This window comes from Desulfoluna sp. CYM3A, from assembly GCF_056829965.1.
In genome coordinates this window covers 53,989-75,352 of sequence record NZ_CP186556.1, presented here as the reverse complement: position 1 = coordinate 75,352, position 21,364 = coordinate 53,989, and the positions used below count along the sequence as shown (strand labels likewise).

Annotated in this window: 15 protein-coding genes, 1 pseudogene and 1 riboswitch; of the genes and pseudogenes, 15 read left to right on the top strand and 1 reads right to left on the bottom strand. The window is 62.4% G+C overall.

Features of this window, described 5'->3' with window-relative positions; translation table 11 throughout:
* The first annotated feature begins 8 nt into the window (after positions 1-8).
* The 13 genes and pseudogenes from ACOYW1_RS00475 (at position 9) to ACOYW1_RS00415 (ending at position 17,453) form a co-directional block, all read left to right on the top strand.
* Positions 9-347, top strand: a complete 339-nt coding sequence (locus ACOYW1_RS00475) for an STAS domain-containing protein (RefSeq protein ID WP_180137150.1) — start codon at positions 9-11, stop codon at positions 345-347.
* A 20-nt stretch (positions 348-367) separates the two neighbouring features.
* Positions 368-856: an ATP-binding protein gene (locus ACOYW1_RS00470; RefSeq protein WP_482421248.1), complete on the top strand. Its 489-nt coding sequence runs from the start codon at positions 368-370 to the stop codon at positions 854-856.
* A 15-nt stretch (positions 857-871) separates the two neighbouring features.
* A complete protein-coding gene (locus ACOYW1_RS00465) occupies positions 872-2,542 on the top strand; it encodes a DUF4301 family protein (RefSeq protein WP_482421247.1) in 1,671 nt (556 codons plus the stop codon).
* Positions 2,539-4,818: a glycoside hydrolase family 2 protein gene (locus tag ACOYW1_RS00460; protein ID WP_482421246.1), complete on the top strand. Its 2,280-nt coding sequence runs from the start codon at positions 2,539-2,541 to the stop codon at positions 4,816-4,818. The genes ACOYW1_RS00465 and ACOYW1_RS00460 overlap by 4 nt, the downstream gene beginning before the upstream one ends.
* A complete protein-coding gene (locus ACOYW1_RS00455; RefSeq protein ID WP_482421245.1) occupies positions 4,815-6,545 on the top strand; it encodes a glycoside hydrolase family 9 protein in 1,731 nt (576 codons plus the stop codon). Before ACOYW1_RS00460 ends, ACOYW1_RS00455 begins: the two co-directional genes overlap by 4 nt.
* Complete coding sequence (locus ACOYW1_RS00450) at positions 6,542-8,356, top strand: glycosyltransferase family 2 protein (RefSeq protein ID WP_482421244.1); 1,815 nt, start codon at positions 6,542-6,544, stop codon at positions 8,354-8,356. Before ACOYW1_RS00455 ends, ACOYW1_RS00450 begins: the two co-directional genes overlap by 4 nt.
* Positions 8,353-9,732 carry a DUF3131 domain-containing protein gene (locus ACOYW1_RS00445; RefSeq protein WP_482421243.1) on the top strand — a complete coding sequence of 460 codons (1,380 nt, stop codon included), beginning with the start codon at positions 8,353-8,355 and terminating at the stop codon, positions 9,730-9,732. The genes ACOYW1_RS00450 and ACOYW1_RS00445 overlap by 4 nt, the downstream gene beginning before the upstream one ends.
* Complete coding sequence (locus tag ACOYW1_RS00440; RefSeq protein WP_482421242.1) at positions 9,729-11,222, top strand: DUF3131 domain-containing protein; 1,494 nt, start codon at positions 9,729-9,731, stop codon at positions 11,220-11,222. Before ACOYW1_RS00445 ends, ACOYW1_RS00440 begins: the two co-directional genes overlap by 4 nt.
* 18 nt (positions 11,223-11,240) lie before the next feature.
* Positions 11,241-12,674: a DUF3131 domain-containing protein gene (locus tag ACOYW1_RS00435; RefSeq protein ID WP_482421241.1), complete on the top strand. Its 1,434-nt coding sequence runs from the start codon at positions 11,241-11,243 to the stop codon at positions 12,672-12,674.
* The gene (locus ACOYW1_RS00430) at positions 12,662-14,695 is read left to right on the top strand and encodes a DUF3131 domain-containing protein (protein ID WP_482421240.1); all 2,034 of its coding nucleotides are present in this window, start codon (positions 12,662-12,664) and stop codon (positions 14,693-14,695) included. Before ACOYW1_RS00435 ends, ACOYW1_RS00430 begins: the two co-directional genes overlap by 13 nt.
* A pseudogene (locus tag ACOYW1_RS00425) lies at positions 14,692-15,524 on the top strand (oxygen-binding di-iron domain-containing protein). Before ACOYW1_RS00430 ends, ACOYW1_RS00425 begins: the two are co-directional and overlap by 4 nt.
* The gene (locus tag ACOYW1_RS00420) at positions 15,524-16,498 is read left to right on the top strand and encodes a PP2C family protein-serine/threonine phosphatase (protein WP_482421239.1); all 975 of its coding nucleotides are present in this window, start codon (positions 15,524-15,526) and stop codon (positions 16,496-16,498) included. The pseudogene ACOYW1_RS00425 and the gene ACOYW1_RS00420 overlap by 1 nt, the downstream one beginning before the upstream one ends.
* Positions 16,491-17,453, top strand: a complete 963-nt coding sequence (locus ACOYW1_RS00415; protein WP_482421238.1) for a hypothetical protein — start codon at positions 16,491-16,493, stop codon at positions 17,451-17,453. Before ACOYW1_RS00420 ends, ACOYW1_RS00415 begins: the two co-directional genes overlap by 8 nt.
* Before the next feature lie 42 nt (positions 17,454-17,495).
* Here ACOYW1_RS00415 and ACOYW1_RS00410 read toward each other — a convergent pair whose 3' ends face one another.
* The gene (locus tag ACOYW1_RS00410) at positions 17,496-18,164 is read right to left on the bottom strand and encodes a hypothetical protein (RefSeq protein WP_482414734.1); all 669 of its coding nucleotides are present in this window, start codon (positions 18,162-18,164) and stop codon (positions 17,496-17,498) included.
* A 437-nt stretch (positions 18,165-18,601) separates the two neighbouring features.
* Positions 18,602-18,754, top strand: a riboswitch (FMN riboswitch).
* A gap of 212 nt (positions 18,755-18,966) precedes the next feature.
* Between ACOYW1_RS00410 and ACOYW1_RS00405 the strand changes: the two genes are divergently transcribed.
* Both ACOYW1_RS00405 and ACOYW1_RS00400 read left to right on the top strand, forming a co-directional pair.
* Complete coding sequence (locus ACOYW1_RS00405) at positions 18,967-19,698, top strand: 3,4-dihydroxy-2-butanone-4-phosphate synthase (RefSeq protein ID WP_482421237.1); 732 nt, start codon at positions 18,967-18,969, stop codon at positions 19,696-19,698.
* Positions 19,699-19,927: 229 nt separating this feature from the next.
* Positions 19,928-21,364, top strand: a complete 1,437-nt coding sequence (locus ACOYW1_RS00400) for a hypothetical protein (RefSeq protein WP_482421236.1) — start codon at positions 19,928-19,930, stop codon at positions 21,362-21,364.

The following is a 21,364-nucleotide window of genomic DNA, read 5'->3' as shown; positions in this document are numbered from 1 at the left end:
GGCAGCACATGCGTTTAGAGACACGCAAAGAGGGAGAGGTCTTCATCGTCCGTTCCCTTGAAAACAGAATGGACGCCAAAGTGGCCGTGGACTTTCGCACGGACATGGCCCGCTACATCGACGACGGCAACACGCGCATCGTCCTCAATGTGGGAGGCCTCAACTTCATCGACAGCAGCGGATTGGGAGCCATCGTCTCCTGCCTCAAGCAGGTGGGCCGGGACGGCGCCTTCGTCATTGCCGAAGCCGACGAAACCGTTCTGAGCATGTTCAAGCTCACGCGCATGGACCGGGTCTTCCGGATGTTCGATACGGAAACCGAAGCGGTCCAGGCCCTTTCCAGCTGACCCCTCAGGAGGATCCCATCATGGATTCAAAAAAAATCACCTTTGCCATCGACAGCAACCTGAGGGACGTCTCCCTCATCGGCCTGTCCATCAACAAAATCTGTTCCCAGATCCCTTTGTCGGACGTGGAGGTCTACCAGATCGAGGCCTGCGTGGTGGAGGCCATCAACAACACCATTGAACACGCGTATCAGAACACCACGGGCCACCGCGTGGAGGTGGACGTGGATCTCTACCTCGACCGCATCGCCTTCAAGGTCAGCGACACCGGGTTGAGCATGGACCCGGCCGTCAGCCCCTCCCTGGACTTTGACCCCGAGGATCTGGACAAGCTGCCCGAAGGCGGCATGGGCCTGTTCATCATCCACCAGGTCATGGACCAGGTGGCCTATCGCACGACCAGCGGCAAAAACACCCTTGAGATGACCAAGAACTTCGGGCCCCACCCCCTCCTCGACGGTCACACGGATCCCCACCAGGCGCCCTCTGCCTCCCCACACCCCGGGTAAGGGACAAGGAGACCCATGAAGACACCTTCCTTTACACAGGCAGACCGTGAGGCCTTAGCCGCCCGGGGCATCTCCGAGGAGCAGGCGACAGAGCAGCTCAGGACCCTTGAGCAGGGAGTCCCCTACCTCCCCCTGGACAGGCCCTGCACCATAGACGACGGCATCATCCGGCTCTCCCCGGACACCATCCGGGAGTGCATCGCCCGTTACGAGCGGGAGGCCCCGAGGCGGGAGATCACCAAGTTCACCCCGGCCTCGGGGGCGGCCACCCGCATGTTTCAGGACCTGATCCGCATGGAAAAAGACGACGCCTTTGTGGAGCCGGACTGGGTCCAGAAAAAAGCAGACAAAGGGGACGCCGCCAGCAAGACCCTGGTCACCTTCATGGCGAACCTGGACAAATTCGCCTTTTATGAGGCCCTTTCCGTGCTGTCCGCCCACGAAGGGATCCCCCTGACCCGCCTCCGGGACCGCAGCCACCACCTCCGGATCCTGCGCTACCTCCTTCACCCCGTGGGCCTGAATTACTCCCGGCGCCCCAAGGGCCTCATCCTCTTTCACCATGCCCCGGAAGGTCCCCGCACCGCCTTTGAAGAGCACCTGGTGGAGGCGGCCCACTACGCCAGGGGAAGAGGCGATATCTGCCGACTCCACTTCACGGTTTCCATGGATCACCAGCCCCGCTTTGAAGCCCTGTTCAACCATGTGCGCCAGGGTTACGAATCCCGCCTCGGTGTCCGTTTCGACCTGCACTTCTCCACCCAGAAGAGCAGCACCGACACCCTGGCCCTGGACCTCTCCGGAAACCCCTTCCGCCAGGACGACGGCTCCCTTCTCTTCCGACCCGGCGGCCACGGGGCCCTTCTGGATAACCTGAACCGCCTGAAAGGGGACATCGTCTTTATCAAAAACATCGACAACGTGGTCCCCGACCCCTTAAAGCCCCCCACCACACGGTTCAAAAAGGCCCTGGCCGGGCTGCTGCTCACCCTCCAGGCAGACACGTTCAGGTGGCTCAAGCTCTTGAGCGTGCCCGGGCCGCCCACCATGGCCGACGAAGCCATGGAATTCGCCCAAAGCTGCCTCAACATCAACATTCCAGAGTCCATCCGGCGGGCCTCGCCCCCCCACCGCCGCACCTGGATCATCGACAGGCTGCATCGCCCCTTGCGCGTCTGCGGCGTGGTGGAAAACCACGGAGAGGCCGGGGGAGGCCCCTTCTGGGTAGGCCAGGGCAACGGCCCTTCCCTGCAGATCGTGGAGGCGTCGTCCGTGGACCCGTCCTCTCCCCGCCAGCAGGAGCACCTGAAGTCCGCCACCCACTTCAACCCCGTGGACCTGGTCCTGGGGCTCCGAGACTTTCAGGGACGGACCTTTGACCTTACCCAATTCACGGACCCGGAGGCGGTTTTTATCTCCAGAAAGACCAAGGCCGGGCGAGACCTCAAGGCCCTGGAGCACCCCGGACTCTGGAACGGCGGCATGGCACGATGGAACACCGTGTTCGTGGAGGTGCCCCCCGAGACCTTCGCCCCGGTTAAAACCGTTTTGGACCTCCTGCGGGACGAGCATCGGTCCGCCCCCGCGTACCAGGACCCCTCACGTCCCTGGGCCCTGTGCAGGGGCGCCGAATTCGGAAAACCTTCTTCGGGCACAGCGCCCCCCGACGGAGAGGTCCCCCCATGAAACCTGAGCGCCCCATACCGTCCATGGGCCCGGTACGCACAGGAGCCTGGGTCGCCGCCTTCCTGGCGGTGGTGATGGGGTGTGTCGCCTGCATGACGCCCCAGGCGCCTCCCGACGCATCGCCTGAAAACCATGCCGTACAGGCGCTCTCCCTGGACGGCCCCTGGCACTACAAAACAGGGGGCCTGGGCCCTGAAAATCTCTTTGACCCGGCCCTCTCCCATGGGGACTGGGCCCTGATGGAGCTCCCGTCCAACTGGTACCTCCGCGGCCTGGACCACGCCGGGGTGGTCTGGTTTCGAAAAACCGTGACCCTTGACCTGCCGAAAGACGCCCTGGCCCGGCTCCACTTTGAGGGCGTGGACTATGCCTGCGACGTCTGGGTCAACGGCCACTGGGTGGGCCACCACCAGGGCTATTTCGCCCCCTTTGCCTTTGATGTCACGGACCGGCTCACGCAAGGAGAAAACCTCATCGCCGTGCGGGTCAACAGCCCCAACGAGGAGTACGGCAAAGAGTGGAGCCTGAACAAGCGCCTCATCAAAGGGGTGCTGAACCACCACGACACCCGCCCCGGCGGGGCCTGGTCCCACCGGGGGCAGGAGAAAAACTGCGGCGGAATATGGGCGCCGGTAACCCTTCGGATCACCCGAAAAGCTGCCATCACGCGCCTTGCCGTCACGCCAAAGATTACGGGCACCGGCGCCGAGGCCCGGGTTGCCATTGACCTGGCCACACCGAACATTGAAGGGGAGACCGTGGAGGTCCTCCTCGGGATCACGCCCCACACGGCAGAGGGCCAGCCAACGCAAACCGTCACCACCCGGGCGGAGTTCCCCTGCCCGGGCACTGCCCTTACGGGCCACATGGTCCTTTCCGTGCCCGAGGCCAGGCTCTGGTGGCCCTGGGACCACGGAGAAGCCGCCCTCTATCGCCTCACGGCCACGGTTCGCCAGGGCAAGACAATCCTGGATACACGCTCGGAGACCATGGGGTTCCGAGAGGTCCGAAGGGATCCCGACTCAGGCACCTGGTTCATCAACGGCAGACGAATCTTCCTGAGGGGCACCAACTACATCGCCTCCCAGTGGCTCTCGGAGATGACCGAAGAGCGCCTGGCAGCAGACCTTCGGATGATGAAAGAGGCCCACATCAATGCCATCCGCGTCCATGCCCACGTGGAACCCAAGGCTTTTTACCGCCTCTGCGATGAAATGGGCCTTCTGGTCTGGCAGGATATGCCCCTGCAGTGGGGCTACTCAGACGACAACGAGGTGGCAACTGAGGCCGCCCGTCAGGCAGGGGAGATGGTGGTCTCCCTCTACAACCACCCCGGCATCTTCACCTGGTGCGGCCACAACGAGCCTCCCTGGGATGCCACCTGGATGAAGTGGAAATACCCCAATTACACCCCGGGCCAGAACCGCCTGCTGGGCGAGACGGTGGGGCGGGCCCTGGCCAAAACCGATGCCACCCGGCCCGTACAGAATATCTCCCCCACCGCCGACCACCCCTGGCTGGGGTGGTACTCGGGGCACTGGCGGGATTATGCCCGGCCCACGGACAGGGCCCTTATCTCGGAGTACGGGGCCCAGGCCCTGCCCGCACGCAAGACCCTGGAGAGCTTTCTGCCCCCGGACGCCCTCTGGCCCCGGACCCGTGAGGCATGGGACCTCTGGGCCTACCACAACTTCCAGAAGAGGGAGAGTTTTGAAATCGCAAAAATCCCCCGAGGAGAGTCCGTCGATGAGCTGATCCACGCCACCCAGTCCTACCAGGCCAAGCTCACCCAGCTTGCAGCGGAATCGTACAGGCGCCAGCGTTTTGCCCCGGTGGGGGGCATCTTCCAGTTCATGTTCGTGGAGGGCTGGCCCTCCATGAACTGGGCCATTGTGGATTACCTCAGGCACCCGAAACCGGGCTACGAAGCCCTGAAACAGGCCTATCAGCCCCTGCTGCCCAGCATCGAAATGGACAAGGAGACCTGGGCAGAAACTGAAACCGTCACCGCCCGGTTCTGGGTCATCAACGACCGGCCGGAGGGAATCCCCGAGGCCACCTTGACCCTGGCCCTCATGCAGGGTGACAAAACCCTCACCAAAACACGGACGCCCGTTACCGTTGAGGCAGACAGCGCCCGAGAAATCACCCACCTCTCCCGGGCCGGGCTGATCCCAGGGGACTACCGCATGGAGGCGGCCCTCCAGGGGCCAGACGGCGGGGTCCTGGCCACAAACGCCCTGGATTTCAGGGTGGAAAAAGGAGACAAACCGTGACCCGTGTCCTGGCCCTTGCCCTCATGGTTGCCGCCCTGCCCGTGGCAAGCCTCGGCAACGCATTGCACCCGGGGTCCGAGCCCACGCGCATCCTGGTCAATCAGGTTGGGTACCTCCCCCACCTGCCCAAGCTGGCCCTGCTCACCGGAGAGCCGAAGGGCGCGCGGGATGCCCGGGCCACCCTGGTGGACGAGAACACCGGCACCCCCGTCCTTGAGATCGCCCCGGGGACCCCGTACCGGGAAGAGCCCCACGGCACCGCCCTGAGGGTTCTGGATTTCTCAAGGCTCACACAGCCGGGCCGCTACCGCATCACCTGGCAGGGGGTACGCTCCGCCCCCTTTGAGGTCAGCCCCAAGGCCTTCCATGACGGCCTGACTCTGTTGCTGCGCTCCTACACCCTGCAACGGTGCGGCACGGCCCTGAACGACCCTGTCACCGGGCTGGTCCACGAGCCCTGCCACACCCGGGACGGGGTGGTGGCCCATGAAGATGCCTTTGCCGCCACGGGCTCTACCGTGGACGCCCGGGGCGGATGGCACGATGCCGGAGACTTCGGAAAATACGTGGCCACCACCGCCGTCACGGTGGGCAGGCTCCTCGCGGCCTGGGAAGAGGCACCGGCGTTCTTTGAAAACCTCGACCTCTCCCTGCCCCATAAAGAGAAAAGCCCTCTGTGCGACACCCTTGCGGAGATCCGGGTGGGCCTTGACTGGATGCTGCGCATGCAGCGGAGCGACGGCGCCTTTTACCGAAAGCTCTCCGGGGCATCCTGGCCCGCGGCCATCCCGCCGGACGCGGATTTGCAGATCCGGTATCTTTACGGCATCTCCTCCCCGGAAACAGCCAAGGCTTCAGCAGCCCTTGCCATGGCGGCCCGGGTTTACAGAACCAAAGACCCCGCCTTTGCCGGGACCTGCCTTAAGGCAGCCCGGCGCGGCTGGGACTTTCTTGAAGCCACCCCGGAGATGGTGGTGGATGTCCATAAGGGGGACGACACGGGCTCCGGCCCCTACCTTGCCGGTCCCATCGACCGGGAGGCCACCCTCACCACGGATATAGACGACCGGTTCTGGGCTGCGGCCGAGCTCTACATCACCACGGGAGAGGCCCCCTTTCTTTCAGAGGTGCAACGCATCCTGCCCCTGCTCCCCTGGGGACTCTTTGAGTGGAAAGACCCCTCGGCTCTGGGCATGGCCAACCTCCTGCGCCACAAAAACACACCGGGCAAGGTCTCCGCAGCCCTTGAGGCCAAGCTCCTCCGCAGGGCGGACAGCCTCCTTGCCAATGTACGCAAAAGCCCCTGGATGACGGCCAACCCCCGCATCATCTGGGGATCCAACAAAATGATCGCCGAAGAGGGCATCACCCTGGCCCTGGCTGCCGAGAAGACCAAAAACCCCGCCCATGTATCGGCGGCCGCAAGCCAGCTCAACTACCTTCTGGGGATCAACCCCTTTGGCATAAGCTACGTCACAGGCCTTGGGGAGACCTCGGTGAGCCACGTCAACCACCTCTACGGCAGGGCCGTGGGCATCAACATCCCGGGGCTCCTGGTGGGCGGGCCCAACGCCAACGCCGAAGACGGCGTCGCCCCCAAAGACAAGGGGCTCAGGAGCTACATCGACAAAGAGACCTCCTACGCCACAAACGAGTACGCCATCGACTACAACGCAGCCCTCATCGGCCTGATGGTCCGCTTAAGGGCCCTGGAGACCACCTTATGACCGCCTATTTCGAAAAATACGAATCGGTCCTGCCCCCGGAGCCCATCCCCCACTCCATCCCCCGGGAGCTTCTCTGGCAGTTCCTGGCCACCATGAGCCTGGGGGTGGGGTTCTGGTACATTGCCTGGCGCTGGACCGACTCCCTGAACCCCGAGGCTCTCTGGTTTGCCGTGCCCCTGGCCACGGCCGAGACCTTTGCCTATGTGGGGCTCATCCTCTTTGTCATCAACCTCTGGGCCGTGCGGGACATCCCCATGAAAGAGCCCCCCTCCTCCATTCGCCAGTGCGTCTCCGAACCGGACGCCTTTGAGGACCGCCCCCTGCAGGTGGACATCTTCTTTCCCACCTACGACGAAGATCCCGAGCTGGTAAGGCTCAGCATCCTGGACGCCAAGGCCATGGACTACCCCCACCCCCTGTCCCTCACCATCCATGTGCTGGATGACGGCAAGCGCCCGGCCATGGAAGAGGTGGCCCGGCAGGAGGGGGTCAACTACATCACCCGGGACTCCAACATCGGGTTCAAAGCGGGCAACCTGCGAAACGCCATGGAGCAGACCTTCGGGGACTTCATCGTCATCTGCGATGCCGACACCCGCCCCTTTCCCACCATGCTCCGGCGCACCCTGGGCTACTTCCGGGACCCGGACGTGGCCTGGGTCCAGACCCCCCAGTGGTTCTTCGAGCTTCCCCCGGGCACTCCCCTTGCCCAGGTGATGAAAAAGCGGCTGGGCACCCCGGGCCACCTCCTCGGCCGGGGCATCGAAAAGATCGTGGGCCCGGTCATGGTGGGGGAAGACCCGTTCTGCAACAGCCCCCAGATGTTCTACGACGTGATCCAGCGGCGCAGAAACTGGGCCAACGCCTCCTTCTGCTGCGGGGCGGGCTCCATCCACCGGCGTGAGGCGGTGATGGAGGCGGCCCTGAAGTCCTACTCCACGGCCATGGACCGCTTTATCGGAAACATCACCCGGGACATCAAAGACCTCTCCCTGAAGTCCGACCTCACCGAAGCCATGCAGCGGGAGCTGGCCCTGGAGACCGAGCTCACGCCGTACAAGTTCCACGTCTCCGAGGACATGTACACCTCCATCGTCCTCCACTCCGACCCGGACCGGCAGTGGAAGTCGGTGTTTCATCCCCCCATAGAGTCCAAGATGCTCTCCACCCAGGACCTGGTGAGCTGGGCGGTCCAGCGGTTCAAGTACGCCGGGGGCACCATCGACGTGGCCTTGAACGACAACCCCCTGTTCAGGCGGGGCATGACCATTCCCCAGAAGCTCATGTACGCCTCCACCTTCTGGTCGTACCTGGGGTGCATCTGGAACGTCATCTTCCTTGCGGCCCCCATCATCTACCTGTTTACGGGCATCGCCCCGGTGGCCGCCTACTCCATGGACTTTTACAAGCACGTGCTCCCCTTCCTCTTTTTGAACACCCTGGCCACCATGGTGGGCACCTGGGGGGTGGCGGCCTGGTCCGGCCAGTCCTTTTACCTCTCGTTTTTCCCCATCAACTTCCGGGCACTGACCACCGTGCTCAGGGGAAAAAAGATCTCCTTTCCCGTGACCCCCAAGACCCGGCAGGAGGGAAACTTCGCCCACCTGGTGGTCCCCCAGATCCTGGTGATGGTCCTCACCGCCGCAGGCCTTGTCTATGCGGGCCTCATGGCCTGGGCAGGACGGTTCGACAATGTCAACGGCCTGCTCACCAACGCCTTCTGGGGCGCAAACAACATCCTGGCCATGTGGGGCATTGTGGCCGCCGCCTTCTGGAAACCCGACCCGAACGATGAAGGAGAGACACCATGACCTTTACCCAAGGCCTGCTCAGGGCACGCAGTCACATCGTCTTCCTCCTGGGACTCGTTGCCGCCTTCGGCACGGTCATCGCCCTGGAACGGGCCGAGTTCCAGCAGGCCGCGGCCCCGGCCCTTGTTATCGAAGAGACCGCCGACCTTGCCATGGGGGCTCCGGCGTCCCTGTCCCAGACAGAGATGGCCTGGGCCCGCATCGCCTGGACCTACTTTGAGAACAACCTCCAGGAAAACGGCCTCGTCAACTCCGTGGACGGCTACACCGCCACCACCCTCTGGGACACCGCCTCCTACATGATGGGCCTCATCTCGGCCCGGCGCCTGGGGCTCATCGACGACGGGACCTTCCACGGCCGCATGGGCACGCTCCTTGAGACCCTGGAAACCCTGCCCCTGTTTGACGGCAAGCTCCCCAACAAATCTTACAACACCGTCACCGGCGCCATGGTGGATTACAACAACCGGCCAACAGAACGTGGCATCGGATGGTCGGCCATCGACATCGGGCGGATCCTCACCCCCATGAACATCCTGGTCTGGAACCACCCCCGCCACACCCAGCGCGTGGCCGCCATCCTCTCGGCCTGGGACTTTGAGGCCCTTATTCAGGAAGGAAGCCTCTACGGGGCGGCCCTGGACGATAACGAAGAGATCCTCCTGCTCCAGGAGGGACGGGTGGGCTACGAGCAATACGCGGCCAAGTCCCTTGCCCTCATGGGCCTGGACGTGACCCGGGCCCTCTCTTACACGGCCTTCCTCGATTTCGTGGATGTCTACGGGGTCATGGTGCCCCACGACAGCCGGGACCCGGAGATCTACCACGCCCACAACTACGTGGTCAGCGAGCCCTTTATCCTGGATGCCCTGGAATACGGCTGGGACGAAACCTCCCGGGAGTTCGCCTACCGGGTCTTTACGGCCCAGCAGCGACGGTTTGAGGCCACAGGCATCTTGACGGCGGTGAGTGAGGACAATATCGACACCGCCCCCTGGTTCGTCTACAACACGGTCTTCACCGACGGAAAGATCTGGAACTGCATCACCGAAGCCGGAGAGGACGCCTCGGCCTTCAAGAGCCTCAGCACCAAGGCGGCCTTCGGCTGGCACTGCATCTTCGACACCGACTACACCCGCCGCCTCATGACCGCCGTGGCCGGGCTCAACGACCCGGCCAAGGGCTGGTACTCCGGCCTCTACGAAAAAAGCGGGGCTCCCAACAAAGCCATCACCTGCAACACCAACGCCATTGTCCTGGAGAGCCTCTGCAGGAAGCAGACAGGAAAACTCGTCGCCATCCACGGCACCAGCGACGCCAAAGAGTCCGAGCCGCAGACCGCGGTGCGGCTCCACCCCGAAGGAGAGACCCCATGACCACTCCGACCCCAGCCCGACGCACGGTGTTGTTCGGTGCCGCTGCCGGGATGCTCCTGCTCATCCTCGGCGCCTGCTCCCCGGACGGCTACCGGTTCATCCCCTCCTACGACGACGGCGAGGAGGACCGCATCGAGGCCATTGCCATCGACAAAAAGCCCGAGCCGCCCCGGGACGGTCCGCGCCATGTGGGGCGCAACGGCGCCCTCACCGAAGAGGAGATGGCCCTGGCCAGGGTGGCCTGGGTTTACTTCGAAAACAACTACAACCCGGAAACCGGCCTGGTGAACGCGGTCAACGCCTACCCCTCCACCACCATGTGGGACACCGGCTCCTACCTTGGGGGCCTCGTGTCTGCCTATGAGCTGGGCATCGTCGACAAGAACGAACTCAACATGCGCCTCACGGCCATCTTAAAAACCTTCAATGAACTGGACTTTTTCAGAGGAGAGCTGCCCAACAAGGCGTACAACACCAAGACCGCCCAGAAGGTGAACTACGCCAACCAGCCCGGGGAAATCGGCTACTCGGCCCTGGACCTGGGCCGCCTGCTTATCTGGCTGCGCATCATCAAGGAGCGCTACCCCGAGCACAGCAACGCCATCGACAGCTTTATCCTGCGCTGGGACTTCTGCCAGGTGCTGGACCGATGCGGCACCATGTACGGGGCCATCCTCAAGGACGGCCAGCCCCAGTACCTCCAGGAGGGGCGCCTGGGTTACGAAGAGTATGCGGCCAAAGGGTTCCAGCTCTGGGGGTTCGACACCACCCGGGCCTCCAAGGCCGAGCCCTTTGCCTACATCCTCATGTTTGACGTGGACGTCCCCTACGACACCCGGGACCCCCGGGAGCTGGTGGCCCACAACTACGTGGTGTGCGAGAGCTACGTGCTGGACGGCATCGAGCTCAACTGGGACCTCACCACGGACAGGGACGACAACGACCGCTCCCACTCCGACACGGTCTCCGAGGATTTTGCCCAGCGGATCTACGCGGTGCAGGAGGCAAGGTACCGCATGAAAGGGATCCTCACGGCCCGCACCGAGCACCAGCTTGACGGCCCCCCGTACTTTGTCTACGACACCATCTACACCGACGGCTACACCTGGAACACCATCACCGAGGACGGCACCTACGTGCCCCAGTTTTCGGCCATTGCCCTGAAAGGGGCCTTCGGCCTCTGGACCCTCTGGGAGACCCCGTACACGGACCTGCTCTACGACGCGGTCTCCGGCCTCTACGACCCGGAAAAAGGCTTTTACGAAGGACGCTACGAGGTCAACGGCGGCCTCATCAACACCTTTACCGCCAACAACAACGGCATCATCCTGGAGACCCTGCTCCACAAGGTCCAGGGCAAGCTCCTGAAGTTCGGGGACCACCCGAGCAAGTGGGATAAGGTCATCGCCGACGAATTTTCAGGATCCGACAAGTGTTACCCCGGCCACCGCGAGAGCTGCGGCCCCTTTGTAAAAGAGAAGGTGCCCTGACCCATGACGGGAGAGCCCATGGCCCGCGTTCCCCTTTTTGGCCCCATGCTGCTCGGCCTGCTCCTGCTCATGCTTGGAGCCATGACGGGCTGCGGGGTCATCGTCCGCGGGGTGGACCGGGGGGTGTCGGCCACGGCCAACTCCGACCTGTTTCACCAGGGGCGCCACGGGGAGCTCACAGAACAGGAAGAGACCTGGGCCAAAATCGCCTGGCGATACTTTGAGAACAACCACAACCCCAAGACGGGGCTCGTCAACTCCGTGGACCGCTATCCCGCCACCACCATGTGGCACACGGCGGACTACCTGGGGGCCATGGTCTCGGCCCGGGAGCTCGACATCATCACCCCGTGCGAGTTTGACGAGCGGCTCAGCCGCCTGATGCACTTTTTCAACACCATGCCCCTGTGCTTTAACGAGCTCCCCAACAAGGTCTACAACACCCAGACCGGGGCCATGGTGGACTACACCAACCAGCCGGGCGAAATCGGCTGGTCGGCCATGGATTTAGGAAGGCTTCTGTCCTGGCTCTACATCGTCAAGTGCCGCTACCCCATCTACTCGGAGTACATCGACAAAGCCGTGCTCCGCTGGACCTTCTGCCGGGTGGTGGACAACTGCGGGACCCTCTACGGCGGCCTCAAGGTACACAACGCCGTGGACACCTTCCAGGAGGGGCGCCTGGGTTACGAGGAGTACTGTGCCAGGGGCTATCAGCTCTGGGGATTTGACACGACCCAGGCCTCCCGCATCGAGCCCTTTGAAAAGGCCACCCTGTACGGAATCGAGTTTCCCTACGACAGCCGGGACGTCCGGGAGACAGGCACTTACGCTCCGGTGCTGAGCATGGGCTACCTTTTAGACGGCCTGGAGTTCAACTGGGACCGCACCGACCAGAGGCAGGGGTGGGACAGCGTCCACAGCGACACGGACATGGCAACCATCGCCGACGCCATCTACCGGGTCCAGGAGGCGCGGTTTGAAAACGACCACGTCTTCACCGCCCGCACCGATCACCAGGTGGCCGGGCCGCCCTACTTTGTCTACGACTCCATCTTCGCCGCCGGGTACCCGTGGAACGTCATCTCGGACAGCGGCACCTACCACAAGGAGCAGGCCCTGGTCTCCACCCGGGCCGCCTTTGCCATGTGGGGCCTCTGGGAGACGCCATACACCGACCGCCTCATGGAGCTGCTTCACTGCCTCAACGACCCGGAAAAAGGGTGGTACGAAGGCCGCATGGAGAACACCGGGAGCCACATGAAGCTCATCACCGCAGGCACCAACGCCGCGGTGCTGGAGACCCTGTTTTACAAGGCCGACGGCAAGCTCTCGGCCTGCGTCGACCCCAATGAAGCGTTTCCCAGGCCCTATTACGACCTCAACGTGGAAAACCCCTTTACCGAGGAGGGCAAATGCCTGCCCCTGGAGCGAACAGGATGCGTCCCGTAACCCAAGCAAGCCCCCATGGCGGCCAAAGACGCCCTGGCCCGTGGCTCCTTGGGCTGTGCCTGCTCCTGTGGGCCTGGACCGCTGCGGCCGGTCCCCTGTCCGATCCGTCTCCCTTTGAAGACGGATTCCGCCATGCAGAAGAAGAGGCCTGGGAACGCGCGGCCCAGACCTGGGTGGCCGACGGCGAGACCCACCTCAAGCGTTCCCGGGACCAGGAAACCCTTCGCCTGGCCGCCTGTTTCAACGTGTTTGCCACCATCGCCTTTGAAAAGGCGAACAACGCCAGGGCTTACGTCACCTGGTCGGCTGCCGTGCGCTACTTTCTGGAGAGCAACACCTCGTGGGAGGCCCAGCAGGAGGATCTCCGCCTGGAGGCCCACGCCATCGACACCCGGCTGAAGGCGGGCCTTTCGGGCAGCCTGCCCCTGTCTGGAAACGATCCCCAGCGGCGGCTCATGGACATGGTGGAGGGCCTGGGTCTCCTGACCTACAGCGGCCCGAAAGCAGGGCTCCAGGTACGGGACGTGGCCGACGACGAACCCGAGATCCGGGTCACTCGGAATTACTTTCCCCGGCCCCAGGCCCTTGCCGTCCGCGAGACACAAGCTCCCGTGGACCAAAAAGGGACCCGCCACGGCGCCCTGGCAGCAGAGGCCGCGTCACAGCCCAAGACAGAGGGTCTTCCGGGCAAAGGGATGATCCCGCCCCCCGCCACCGAGACGGTACCCACGGACGTTCCTCCGTTACCACCGCCGCCCGTCAGGGAGGAGCCCCTTGCCGCGTCCCCGGTCCAAGACGTGCCGGAGGCGGATGCCACGGTGGTCGAGACAGCCCCCAAGGCGGCCCCCATGCCCTTCACCACCCGGGGCAACATCCGGAAAGCCGAGGGGTTCACCGCCGAGGACCTGGAGATCTCCCGCACGGCCTGGCGCTATGTCATCGAAAACTACCAGACCAACACCGGCCTGGTGAACTCCGTGCACAACTACCCCTACGCCACCCTCTGGGACCTGGGGAGCACCCTGGCCGCCTTTTCCTGTGCCATGCAGCTCGGCATCATCGGGCCCACGGAAGGGAAACAGAAGATCACCCGGTTTTTAGAGACCCTCCAGGTTGTGGAACTCTACAACAACGAGCTTCCCAACCGGGAATACATGACAAAGACCGGAGAAATGACGGATCTTGGCAGCAGGCCCAGCAGCGTGGGCAGCGGGTGGTCGGCCCTGGACATCGGCAGGCTCCTCATCTGGCTCAAGATCACCGCGGCCTGGTACCCGGACTTTGCCCCCATGGTGGACAAGGTGGTGGACCGGTGGACCTTTGACCGCCTGGTTCAATACCGGGAACTCAACGGCATGCTTTTTAACGGAGAGAAAGAGTGGCTTCGGCAGGAAGGACGCCTGGGCTACGAGCAATACGCAGCCACGGGGGTGGCCCTCTTCGATCTGGATGTGCGAAAGGCCCTGGATTACAAGGAGACGGACACGGTCACCATTTTGGAAAAGAAGATTCTCCACGACACCCGGAACAAGGCATTTTTCACCAGCGACCCCTTTGTCATGGCCGCCATGGAGCTGGGTCCCATCGACGATACCTTTTCGGACCTCACCCGTAAGGTCTACGACATCCAGCGAAAGCGATGGCTCAAGAGCGAAGAGGTGACGGCGGTGAACGAAGACGCTGTGAACAAGGCGCCCTGGTTTGTCTACACCAATGTCTATTACGAGGGCACCCCCTGGGCCTGCGTCACCCACGACGGCGCCCCGGCCGACGACTTTTTTTCCCTCTCCACCAAGGCGGCCCTGGGCTGGAGCGCCCTTTTTGACGACGCCTACGCCACCGCCCTTCGCCAGGCCGTCGTCGGCCTGAAGCACCCCCGCTACGGCTTCTACGCAGGGAAATACCCGGACGGCACCATCAACACCTCCCGGAACATCAACACCAACGCCGTCATTCTTGAGACGATGCTTTACATGAAACGAGGGTCCACCCCATTTTTAACACAAGGAGTCTTTCCATGATCAACACCATCAACCTCAACCTCAACTACGACGACCCCATCAAAATCGCCGAAAGCATCTACTGGGTAGGCTTTTACGACGAGGAAACCGGGCTGCACTGCAACCCCTACCTCATCGTGGACGGCGACGAAGCCGTGGTCATCGACGGAGGCAGCCGTCCCGATTTTCCCACGGTCATGACAAAGATCCTCAAAACCGGCACCAACCCCTCGGCCATTCGGTGCTCTATGACCACCACTACGACCCGGACCTCTGCGGCAGCGTCTCCGATTACGAAGACATCATCGAGCGAAAGGACCTGCGCATCATGTCGGCTTTAGAGAACAACTTCTTCATCCGGCACTACGGCCCGTCGGCAACCCTCATAGACATCGCAGACTACAACGACCGGTTCACCTTTTCGTCGGGACGCGTGCTGGAGTTCATCCGAACCCCGTATGCCCACAGCGCAGGCAGCTTCATCACCTACGACGAGTTGAGCGGCGTGGCCTTTACCAGCGATCTGTTCGGCAGCTACGGCAGTCAATGGGAGCTCTTCATCGGCCTGGACGACGAATGCAGGACCTGCAAGCACCTGGACGACTGCCCCAAGGGCAAGGACTACTGCCCCATCACCGACATTCTCACCTTCCACCAGATGATCATGCCCTCGGGCAAGGCTTTGAGGCACGCCATCCGGCAGATTTTGAAGACCCCCGCAGGCATGGTGGCTCCCCAGCACGGCAGCGTGATCCCCATGGAGCAGGACTTCCGGGCCATCGGAGAGAGGCTCATCAACCTTGACGGGGTGGGCATCGACAGGATCATTACAGACGAAGGAGACACCTGATGAACATGGAAGAGCTGGGCTTCCCGGAACTCAGCGGGTTCAAGCTCAAACGGGACATGGCCTACAACGTTTACAAGGCCGCCGTACGCTACCGTACGGAGAAGAAAGACCACGACCTCAACAACCGGGTGCTGAAAACCATCATCCTGCACTTCTCCCAGTCCCAGCGACAGCTCGCCGCCCTCAACCGCAAGCTTCTGGCTTCCCAGCAGGAGCTGGAGATCGACCTGAAGGCGGCCGCCGGGATCCAGGAGAGCCTGCTTCCCCAGTCCGCACCCAACGTCGAGGGGTTACGCCTTCGCCGTGGGTTTATCCCCTGCCAGAGCATCGGCGGGGACATCTTCAACGTCTTTCGCCTGGACGAGGACCACATGGGGCTCTACATCCTTGATGTCAGCGGTCACGGGGTGCCGTCTGCCCTGGTGACGGTGTCCGTGTCCCAGCGCCTCAACGCCCAGAGCGGCATGCTGGTGAAAAAAAAGCAGGACGACCCGCCCCGCTACAGCCTCACCTCTCCGTCTGAGGTGCTTCAGGCCCTGGACGAAGAGTACCCCATGGAGCGGTTCGACAAGTACTTTACGGCGGTCTACCTCATCATCAACTTCAAGACCGGCCACCTGACCTACAGCAACGCAGCCCACCCGGCCCCCATCCTCCTCCACCCGGACGGCCCTCCGACCCTTCTCACCGAAGGAGGCACCATCGTGGGCATGGGGGGCATCATCCCCTTTGAAGAGGAGACCATCCGCCTCCGCCCGGGCAACAAACTCATCCTCTACACCGACGGCATGACCGAATCCCGCAACCTTCTGGGAGAGTTTTACGGAGACCAGCGCCTCCAGGATACCCTGGACGCCCACAAACACCTGCCCATCGACGAGCTGCTCACCCGAACCCACGAGGACATGATGAACTTCGGGGAGAACGAACCCCTGGGGGACGACGTCACCATGCTGGGAGTTGAGTTTGTGTAGTCCCCGTCTCCCATGGGCAGCAAGCTTCGCCGCCCTGGTTCTGGTCCTGCTGTTCCACGTGCCCTGCCGGGGCGAAACAGCCCAGGAGATTTACCATGCGGCCTTGAGCTCCTTTTCCATGCCCTTAAGCGATCTTATGGAGAAAGAGCACGACTCGGAGTGGCGCAACCTCTTTTCCGGCTTCAGCGGCAACGTCGCCTTCAACTACCCCCTTGCCGACACCGTGGAAGAGTCCCGGGGGCCGGACGGCACCCAGACCGAATCAGGATTTCGAAAGGCCACGGTATCGGCCACCTTCAAGTACAACCCCCTCAGCTACTGGTTTGCTTCGGTGACCTTTTACGGGTACCTGAACTTCGATGAAAGCAACCCCTGGTGCCCGGACTGTAGAGCTCCCTGGGACCCTGATTTTTCCTACGTCTTCGGCTACGACGACTGGCACCCCTACACCTTCAGCCTCACCTACGCCAATTACGGAGGCAACCGGCTCAACCCGGACAAAGAAAAAGGGGAGAAGGTCACCGACTTTTCAAGCGGCACCTACTCCCTTGGCTGGAAATTCCTCATCCCCCGCAGCGTTGAAGAGCTCTTCATCGTCCACCCCACCGGCGGCCTGGGCGGCGGCATCAACTACAACCTCACCCCCACCTACTCCGACCTCGCGTCCGGTGAGGAGAAAAGCTGGAAACAGAGCCTCTCTTTAACCCTCAAGTACACCATCTACAAATGGTGGTACGCCACCATCACCTGCTATTACTACCCCCGGCCGGACCAGCAGCAGCCCTGGGACCCCGACTACACCTACGGGTTCGGCTACTTCGACTGGCACCCCGGCACCGTCTCCGTTCAGTACAACAACTATTCGGGCAACCGGTACCCCTGGAACGACTCCCCGGAGGATACCGGCAGCTTCAAGTACGGAAGCATCTCCGTTCTCTGGTCCTGGGTGTGGTGACCCGTGGAGCCCCAATCCTAAGGCGCCCCACGGGCCGCGCCTTCACTCCGCGCTCTCTTTGCCGCCGTTGCCTGAACGTGCCCCCTTGCCCGCCATCACCGTGCGCTCACGAAGCACGATAAAGTAGGCCAGAAGCGCCACCTTCTTCTCCCAGTCCATCTCCTGGTCCAGCACCGAAAGCACAAGGTCCGCCATCTCTGCGGCGTTCTTGGAGACCCCGGAGGCGATGCGAATGCGGGAGACCCCTTCGGAGAGCTCCTTGAGCAGCGCCTGGTACATCTCGTTGGTGAGCTGGGTCTTGAACTCCGGCACCACGGCGTAGGGGACCACGTTGGAGGAGAGGATCCCGGCCAGGCAGAACACCTGCTCGTCCTTCTCTTCCCGGCCTTCCAGGAGCTTTTGCACCTCTGCGGCGGCCGAGTCCGGCTCCATGCGGTTGGAGAGGATGCTGCCCAAGGTGGCGTCCACCATGCTCCCCACCTTTCCGGTGAGCTCTTTCATCCGCTCCTGGGACAAGCCGCCCCCGTAGATGGGGTCTTCGGTCCGAAAGGCGGGGAGCCGGTAACGGGTCATGAGGTCCTTCAGCGCCACCTGGCGGTCATCGGGCTCAAGGACGGACCAGAAGTCCAGAAAGGCGTCGGCATGATGGACGAGGCTCTCTGCCTTGCCGCCGATGAGTTTGGTCAGGGTCTCCTGCATGTCGTGGTTCATGGTTTGCCTCCAATTCATCCCGTTTTCATGGGGATCGTAGGTATATTCCGGTAAGGGTCCGGGGCCGTGACACGGGCAGAACCGAAGAGGTCGGTCTCCCCTTGTGAATGTCGGCCCCGAAGGTGTCGGCGGACCGCGGCGCGTCGGTCCGGCCGGTTGCCAATCGCACCAGGTTCAAGGCGGGCACAGGGCCCGGGCAGGAATGGGAAAGGGAAAGAATCGCTTGTGCAGGTCGCTGGAACAGAGCCCGAAAGGGCTGGGAGCAGGCGCAAACAGGGTCGTGGAGAGCAAGGCGGCGCACCGCCCCGGCAAGAGAAAAAAGAAACCTGTTTTCAATGGGATATATGCAACAATTATATATTTTTTCAATACGTTTGGCAACCGGAGCGTCAGAATACCCATTGACAAAGGGGGCAATCAGGCGTTTAATGGGTGCCACTTATTCTCAGGGCGGGGTGAAATTCCCCACCGGCGGTAAGCCTCAATGGCAAGCCCGCGAGCGCTCTTTCCGGTTCATCACCGGCGAGGGGACAGCAGATCCGGTGAGATTCCGGAGCCGACGGTTACAGTCCGGATGGAAGAGGATAGGATGTCCCCATACGGGGCCTGAACGAAATTGATTTTTTCGTTGTGCCCTGTTTCGTGATGCCTTTCGACGCGTGCGGCAAAGGATGGTCCTTTTGCCCACACCCCTTCCGTTAGCCCTGATTCTGGAAATCCTCGACCCTGGTGCATGATTTTTTTCGTCTGGTCCCATGCGTGCCTTTAGGAGTCGGGTTAAACATTATCTGGAGGTTTTTCCATGAATCAGAATCTTCTCGAACAGTTTGGCAACCCCATTGAACGGGTTGAAAAGGCCCTTGAAGCCCTTCGAAACGGCAACGGTATCCTTGTTGCCGACGACGAAGACCGTGAAAACGAAGGCGACCTGATCTTTTCCGCCGAAAAGATCACCGATGCCCAGATGGCCCTGATGATCCGGGAGTGCTCCGGCATTGTCTGCCTCTGCCTCACCCCGGAGATGACCTACCAGCTGGACCTGCCCCAGATGGTTCCGGCCAACAGCTCCCAGTACGGCACCGCCTTCACCCTCACCATTGAAGCCGCCAAAGGGGTCACCACCGGTGTCCGGGCCAAAGACCGCGTCACCACCATCAAGGCTGCCATCGCAGACGGCGCCCACCCCGACGACCTCAACCGGCCCGGCCACGTCTTCCCCTTGAAAGCCAGAAAAGGGGGCGTGCTGGAGCGCGGGGGCCACACCAGGGAGGAGGCGCGGATCTGGACCTCTGCCGCCTGGCAGGGCTCAAGCCCACGGGCGTCCTCTGCGAGCTCACCAAGGAAGACGGCACCATGGCCCGCCTTCCCGACCTGGTGGACTTCGGAAAGAAACACGGGTTCCCGGTCCTTACGGTGGAGGACATTGTCCACTACCGCCGGACTGTGGAGTCCAGGCAGGTGGCCTGATCCAAGCCCTTCGTCCGGGGCCGGCCAAAGGCCGCACCTTGTCACGATGACATCACCTGACCTATGACAACCCGAATAAAAGGGGGCGCTGTCCCTCCTCCCGACAGCGCCCCTTTTTTGTTTTGTCCCTCCAACGCGCCGAACCGCACCCTTCTCCCTCAGCCCCCAAAACAGCAGCATCTTTCCCATACGGTGTTTACCCTGCGCAAATACCTGTGCTATGACCAATAACATCAACCATCCAAGAACAGTACGTATCGCCAACCGGACCACGACATCAGACCGAGCAAGGGCCCATGACCACTTACTGTCTCCACCACCCCCACGACCCTGCCCACTGGAGCTGCCCCCTCTGCGGCGGCACCTTCTGCAATGCCTGCGTAAAAACCAGCACCCATCGCACCCTCACCGTCGACCGCCAGATCACCCTCTGCCCGAAGTGCAACCGGGAGATGGACTGGATAGGTGCCCAGAACGCCATCGTCCCTTACTGGGAGAGGCTGCCCCACTTTTTCCTCTACCCCCTGACCACAAAGATCCTCCTCTTTCTGGGGGTGCTGGGCCTGCTTCACTACATCTTTGACCCGGAGAGCCTCCCGGGAGTGCTCGTAAGCATCTCCAGTTCGGCCCTGGTCCTCCGGTACGCATACCTGGCCCTGACCACCACGAGCAGCGGAGACCTGACCCCGCCGCCCATGGGCGGTATTCCTTTGGGCAGCAGCATCGTCATTGTGCTGAAACAGGGGCTGGTGGCCTTTCTCCTCATCGTGCCCTACGCCTTTGTCGTTACCATCGCAGGCCAGACCGCCGCCTACCTTCTGCTGGTCGTTATCATCCTCTGCGTCCCGGCCATCATCATCCTGCTGGCCACCTCCAACCGGGTACTCCACGCGGTGAACCCCAACGCCTTTATCCGCCTGGCCACCCGCATCGGCAAGGGGTACCTGGGCATGTTCGGTCTCCTCACCATCCTCTGGGGCGCCCCTGCCCTGGTGGTCGGCCGCCTGGCCCCCCATGTTTCCCCCAACTTTCTGAGTGCCCTCACCTGCGTCGTCAGCGGGTACTACAGCCTGGTCTCCTACCACCTCATGGGCTACGTCACCCTCCAGTACCATGAATCCATCGGGTACGACGTGGCCCAGGAAAACTTCAAGGCCGCCGCCACACCCATGAAGGCCGCAGAAGAAAAAACCGTGGAAGACCCGCAGCTCAAGCAGGTCACCTTCCTGCTGCGGGAAGGCCGACTGGAGGACGCCCTGGCATATATCGGGGAGATCAAGGCACAGAAAGGAGAGTTGCCCACACCGGAGCTCTCGGAAAAATACTTCAGCCTGCTGAACATGCTTGGACACACTGAAAAGCTGACGGCCCACGGCCACACCCACCTTGACGAGCTCATCACCGCAGGAAAAAAAGAGGAGGCCTTAGCCACCTATGCCGCCTGCATGGAAGCGGACCCGGACTTTGTCCCCTCGGCAGGCATCCTCTACCACATCGGCACCTGGACCAGCGACCGGGTCTCCCCGGAACAGGCCATCGCCATCCTCCAGCGAGCCATCCGAAACCACCCGGACGACCCCATGCTGCCCGCCATCTGGTTCCGGGCCGCCCGCATCTTAAACGACCGGCTACACCAGCACGACAAAGCGCTGAAGCTGCTGAACGGCATCCTCAAAAAATTCCCGGAGCACGACATCGCCCCCCAGGTGAGAAACTACCTTTCGGTTATGTGA

Coding starts and splice junctions, on each gene's coding strand:
- ACOYW1_RS00450 (WP_482421244.1), top strand. CDS start 6,542: ATGACCGCCTATTTCGAAAAATACGAATCGGTCCTGCCCCCGGAGCCC.
- ACOYW1_RS00410 (WP_482414734.1), bottom strand. CDS start 18,164: ATGAACCACGACATGCAGGAGACCCTGACCAAACTCATCGGCGGCAAG.
- ACOYW1_RS00460 (WP_482421246.1), top strand. CDS start 2,539: ATGAAACCTGAGCGCCCCATACCGTCCATGGGCCCGGTACGCACAGGA.
- ACOYW1_RS00470 (WP_482421248.1), top strand. CDS start 368: ATGGATTCAAAAAAAATCACCTTTGCCATCGACAGCAACCTGAGGGAC.
- ACOYW1_RS00465 (WP_482421247.1), top strand. CDS start 872: ATGAAGACACCTTCCTTTACACAGGCAGACCGTGAGGCCTTAGCCGCC.
- ACOYW1_RS00475 (WP_180137150.1), top strand. CDS start 9: ATGCGTTTAGAGACACGCAAAGAGGGAGAGGTCTTCATCGTCCGTTCC.
- ACOYW1_RS00420 (WP_482421239.1), top strand. CDS start 15,524: ATGAACATGGAAGAGCTGGGCTTCCCGGAACTCAGCGGGTTCAAGCTC.
- ACOYW1_RS00405 (WP_482421237.1), top strand. CDS start 18,967: ATGAATCAGAATCTTCTCGAACAGTTTGGCAACCCCATTGAACGGGTT.
- ACOYW1_RS00435 (WP_482421241.1), top strand. CDS start 11,241: ATGGCCCGCGTTCCCCTTTTTGGCCCCATGCTGCTCGGCCTGCTCCTG.
- ACOYW1_RS00445 (WP_482421243.1), top strand. CDS start 8,353: ATGACCTTTACCCAAGGCCTGCTCAGGGCACGCAGTCACATCGTCTTC.
- ACOYW1_RS00400 (WP_482421236.1), top strand. CDS start 19,928: ATGACCACTTACTGTCTCCACCACCCCCACGACCCTGCCCACTGGAGC.
- ACOYW1_RS00440 (WP_482421242.1), top strand. CDS start 9,729: ATGACCACTCCGACCCCAGCCCGACGCACGGTGTTGTTCGGTGCCGCT.
- ACOYW1_RS00430 (WP_482421240.1), top strand. CDS start 12,662: ATGCGTCCCGTAACCCAAGCAAGCCCCCATGGCGGCCAAAGACGCCCT.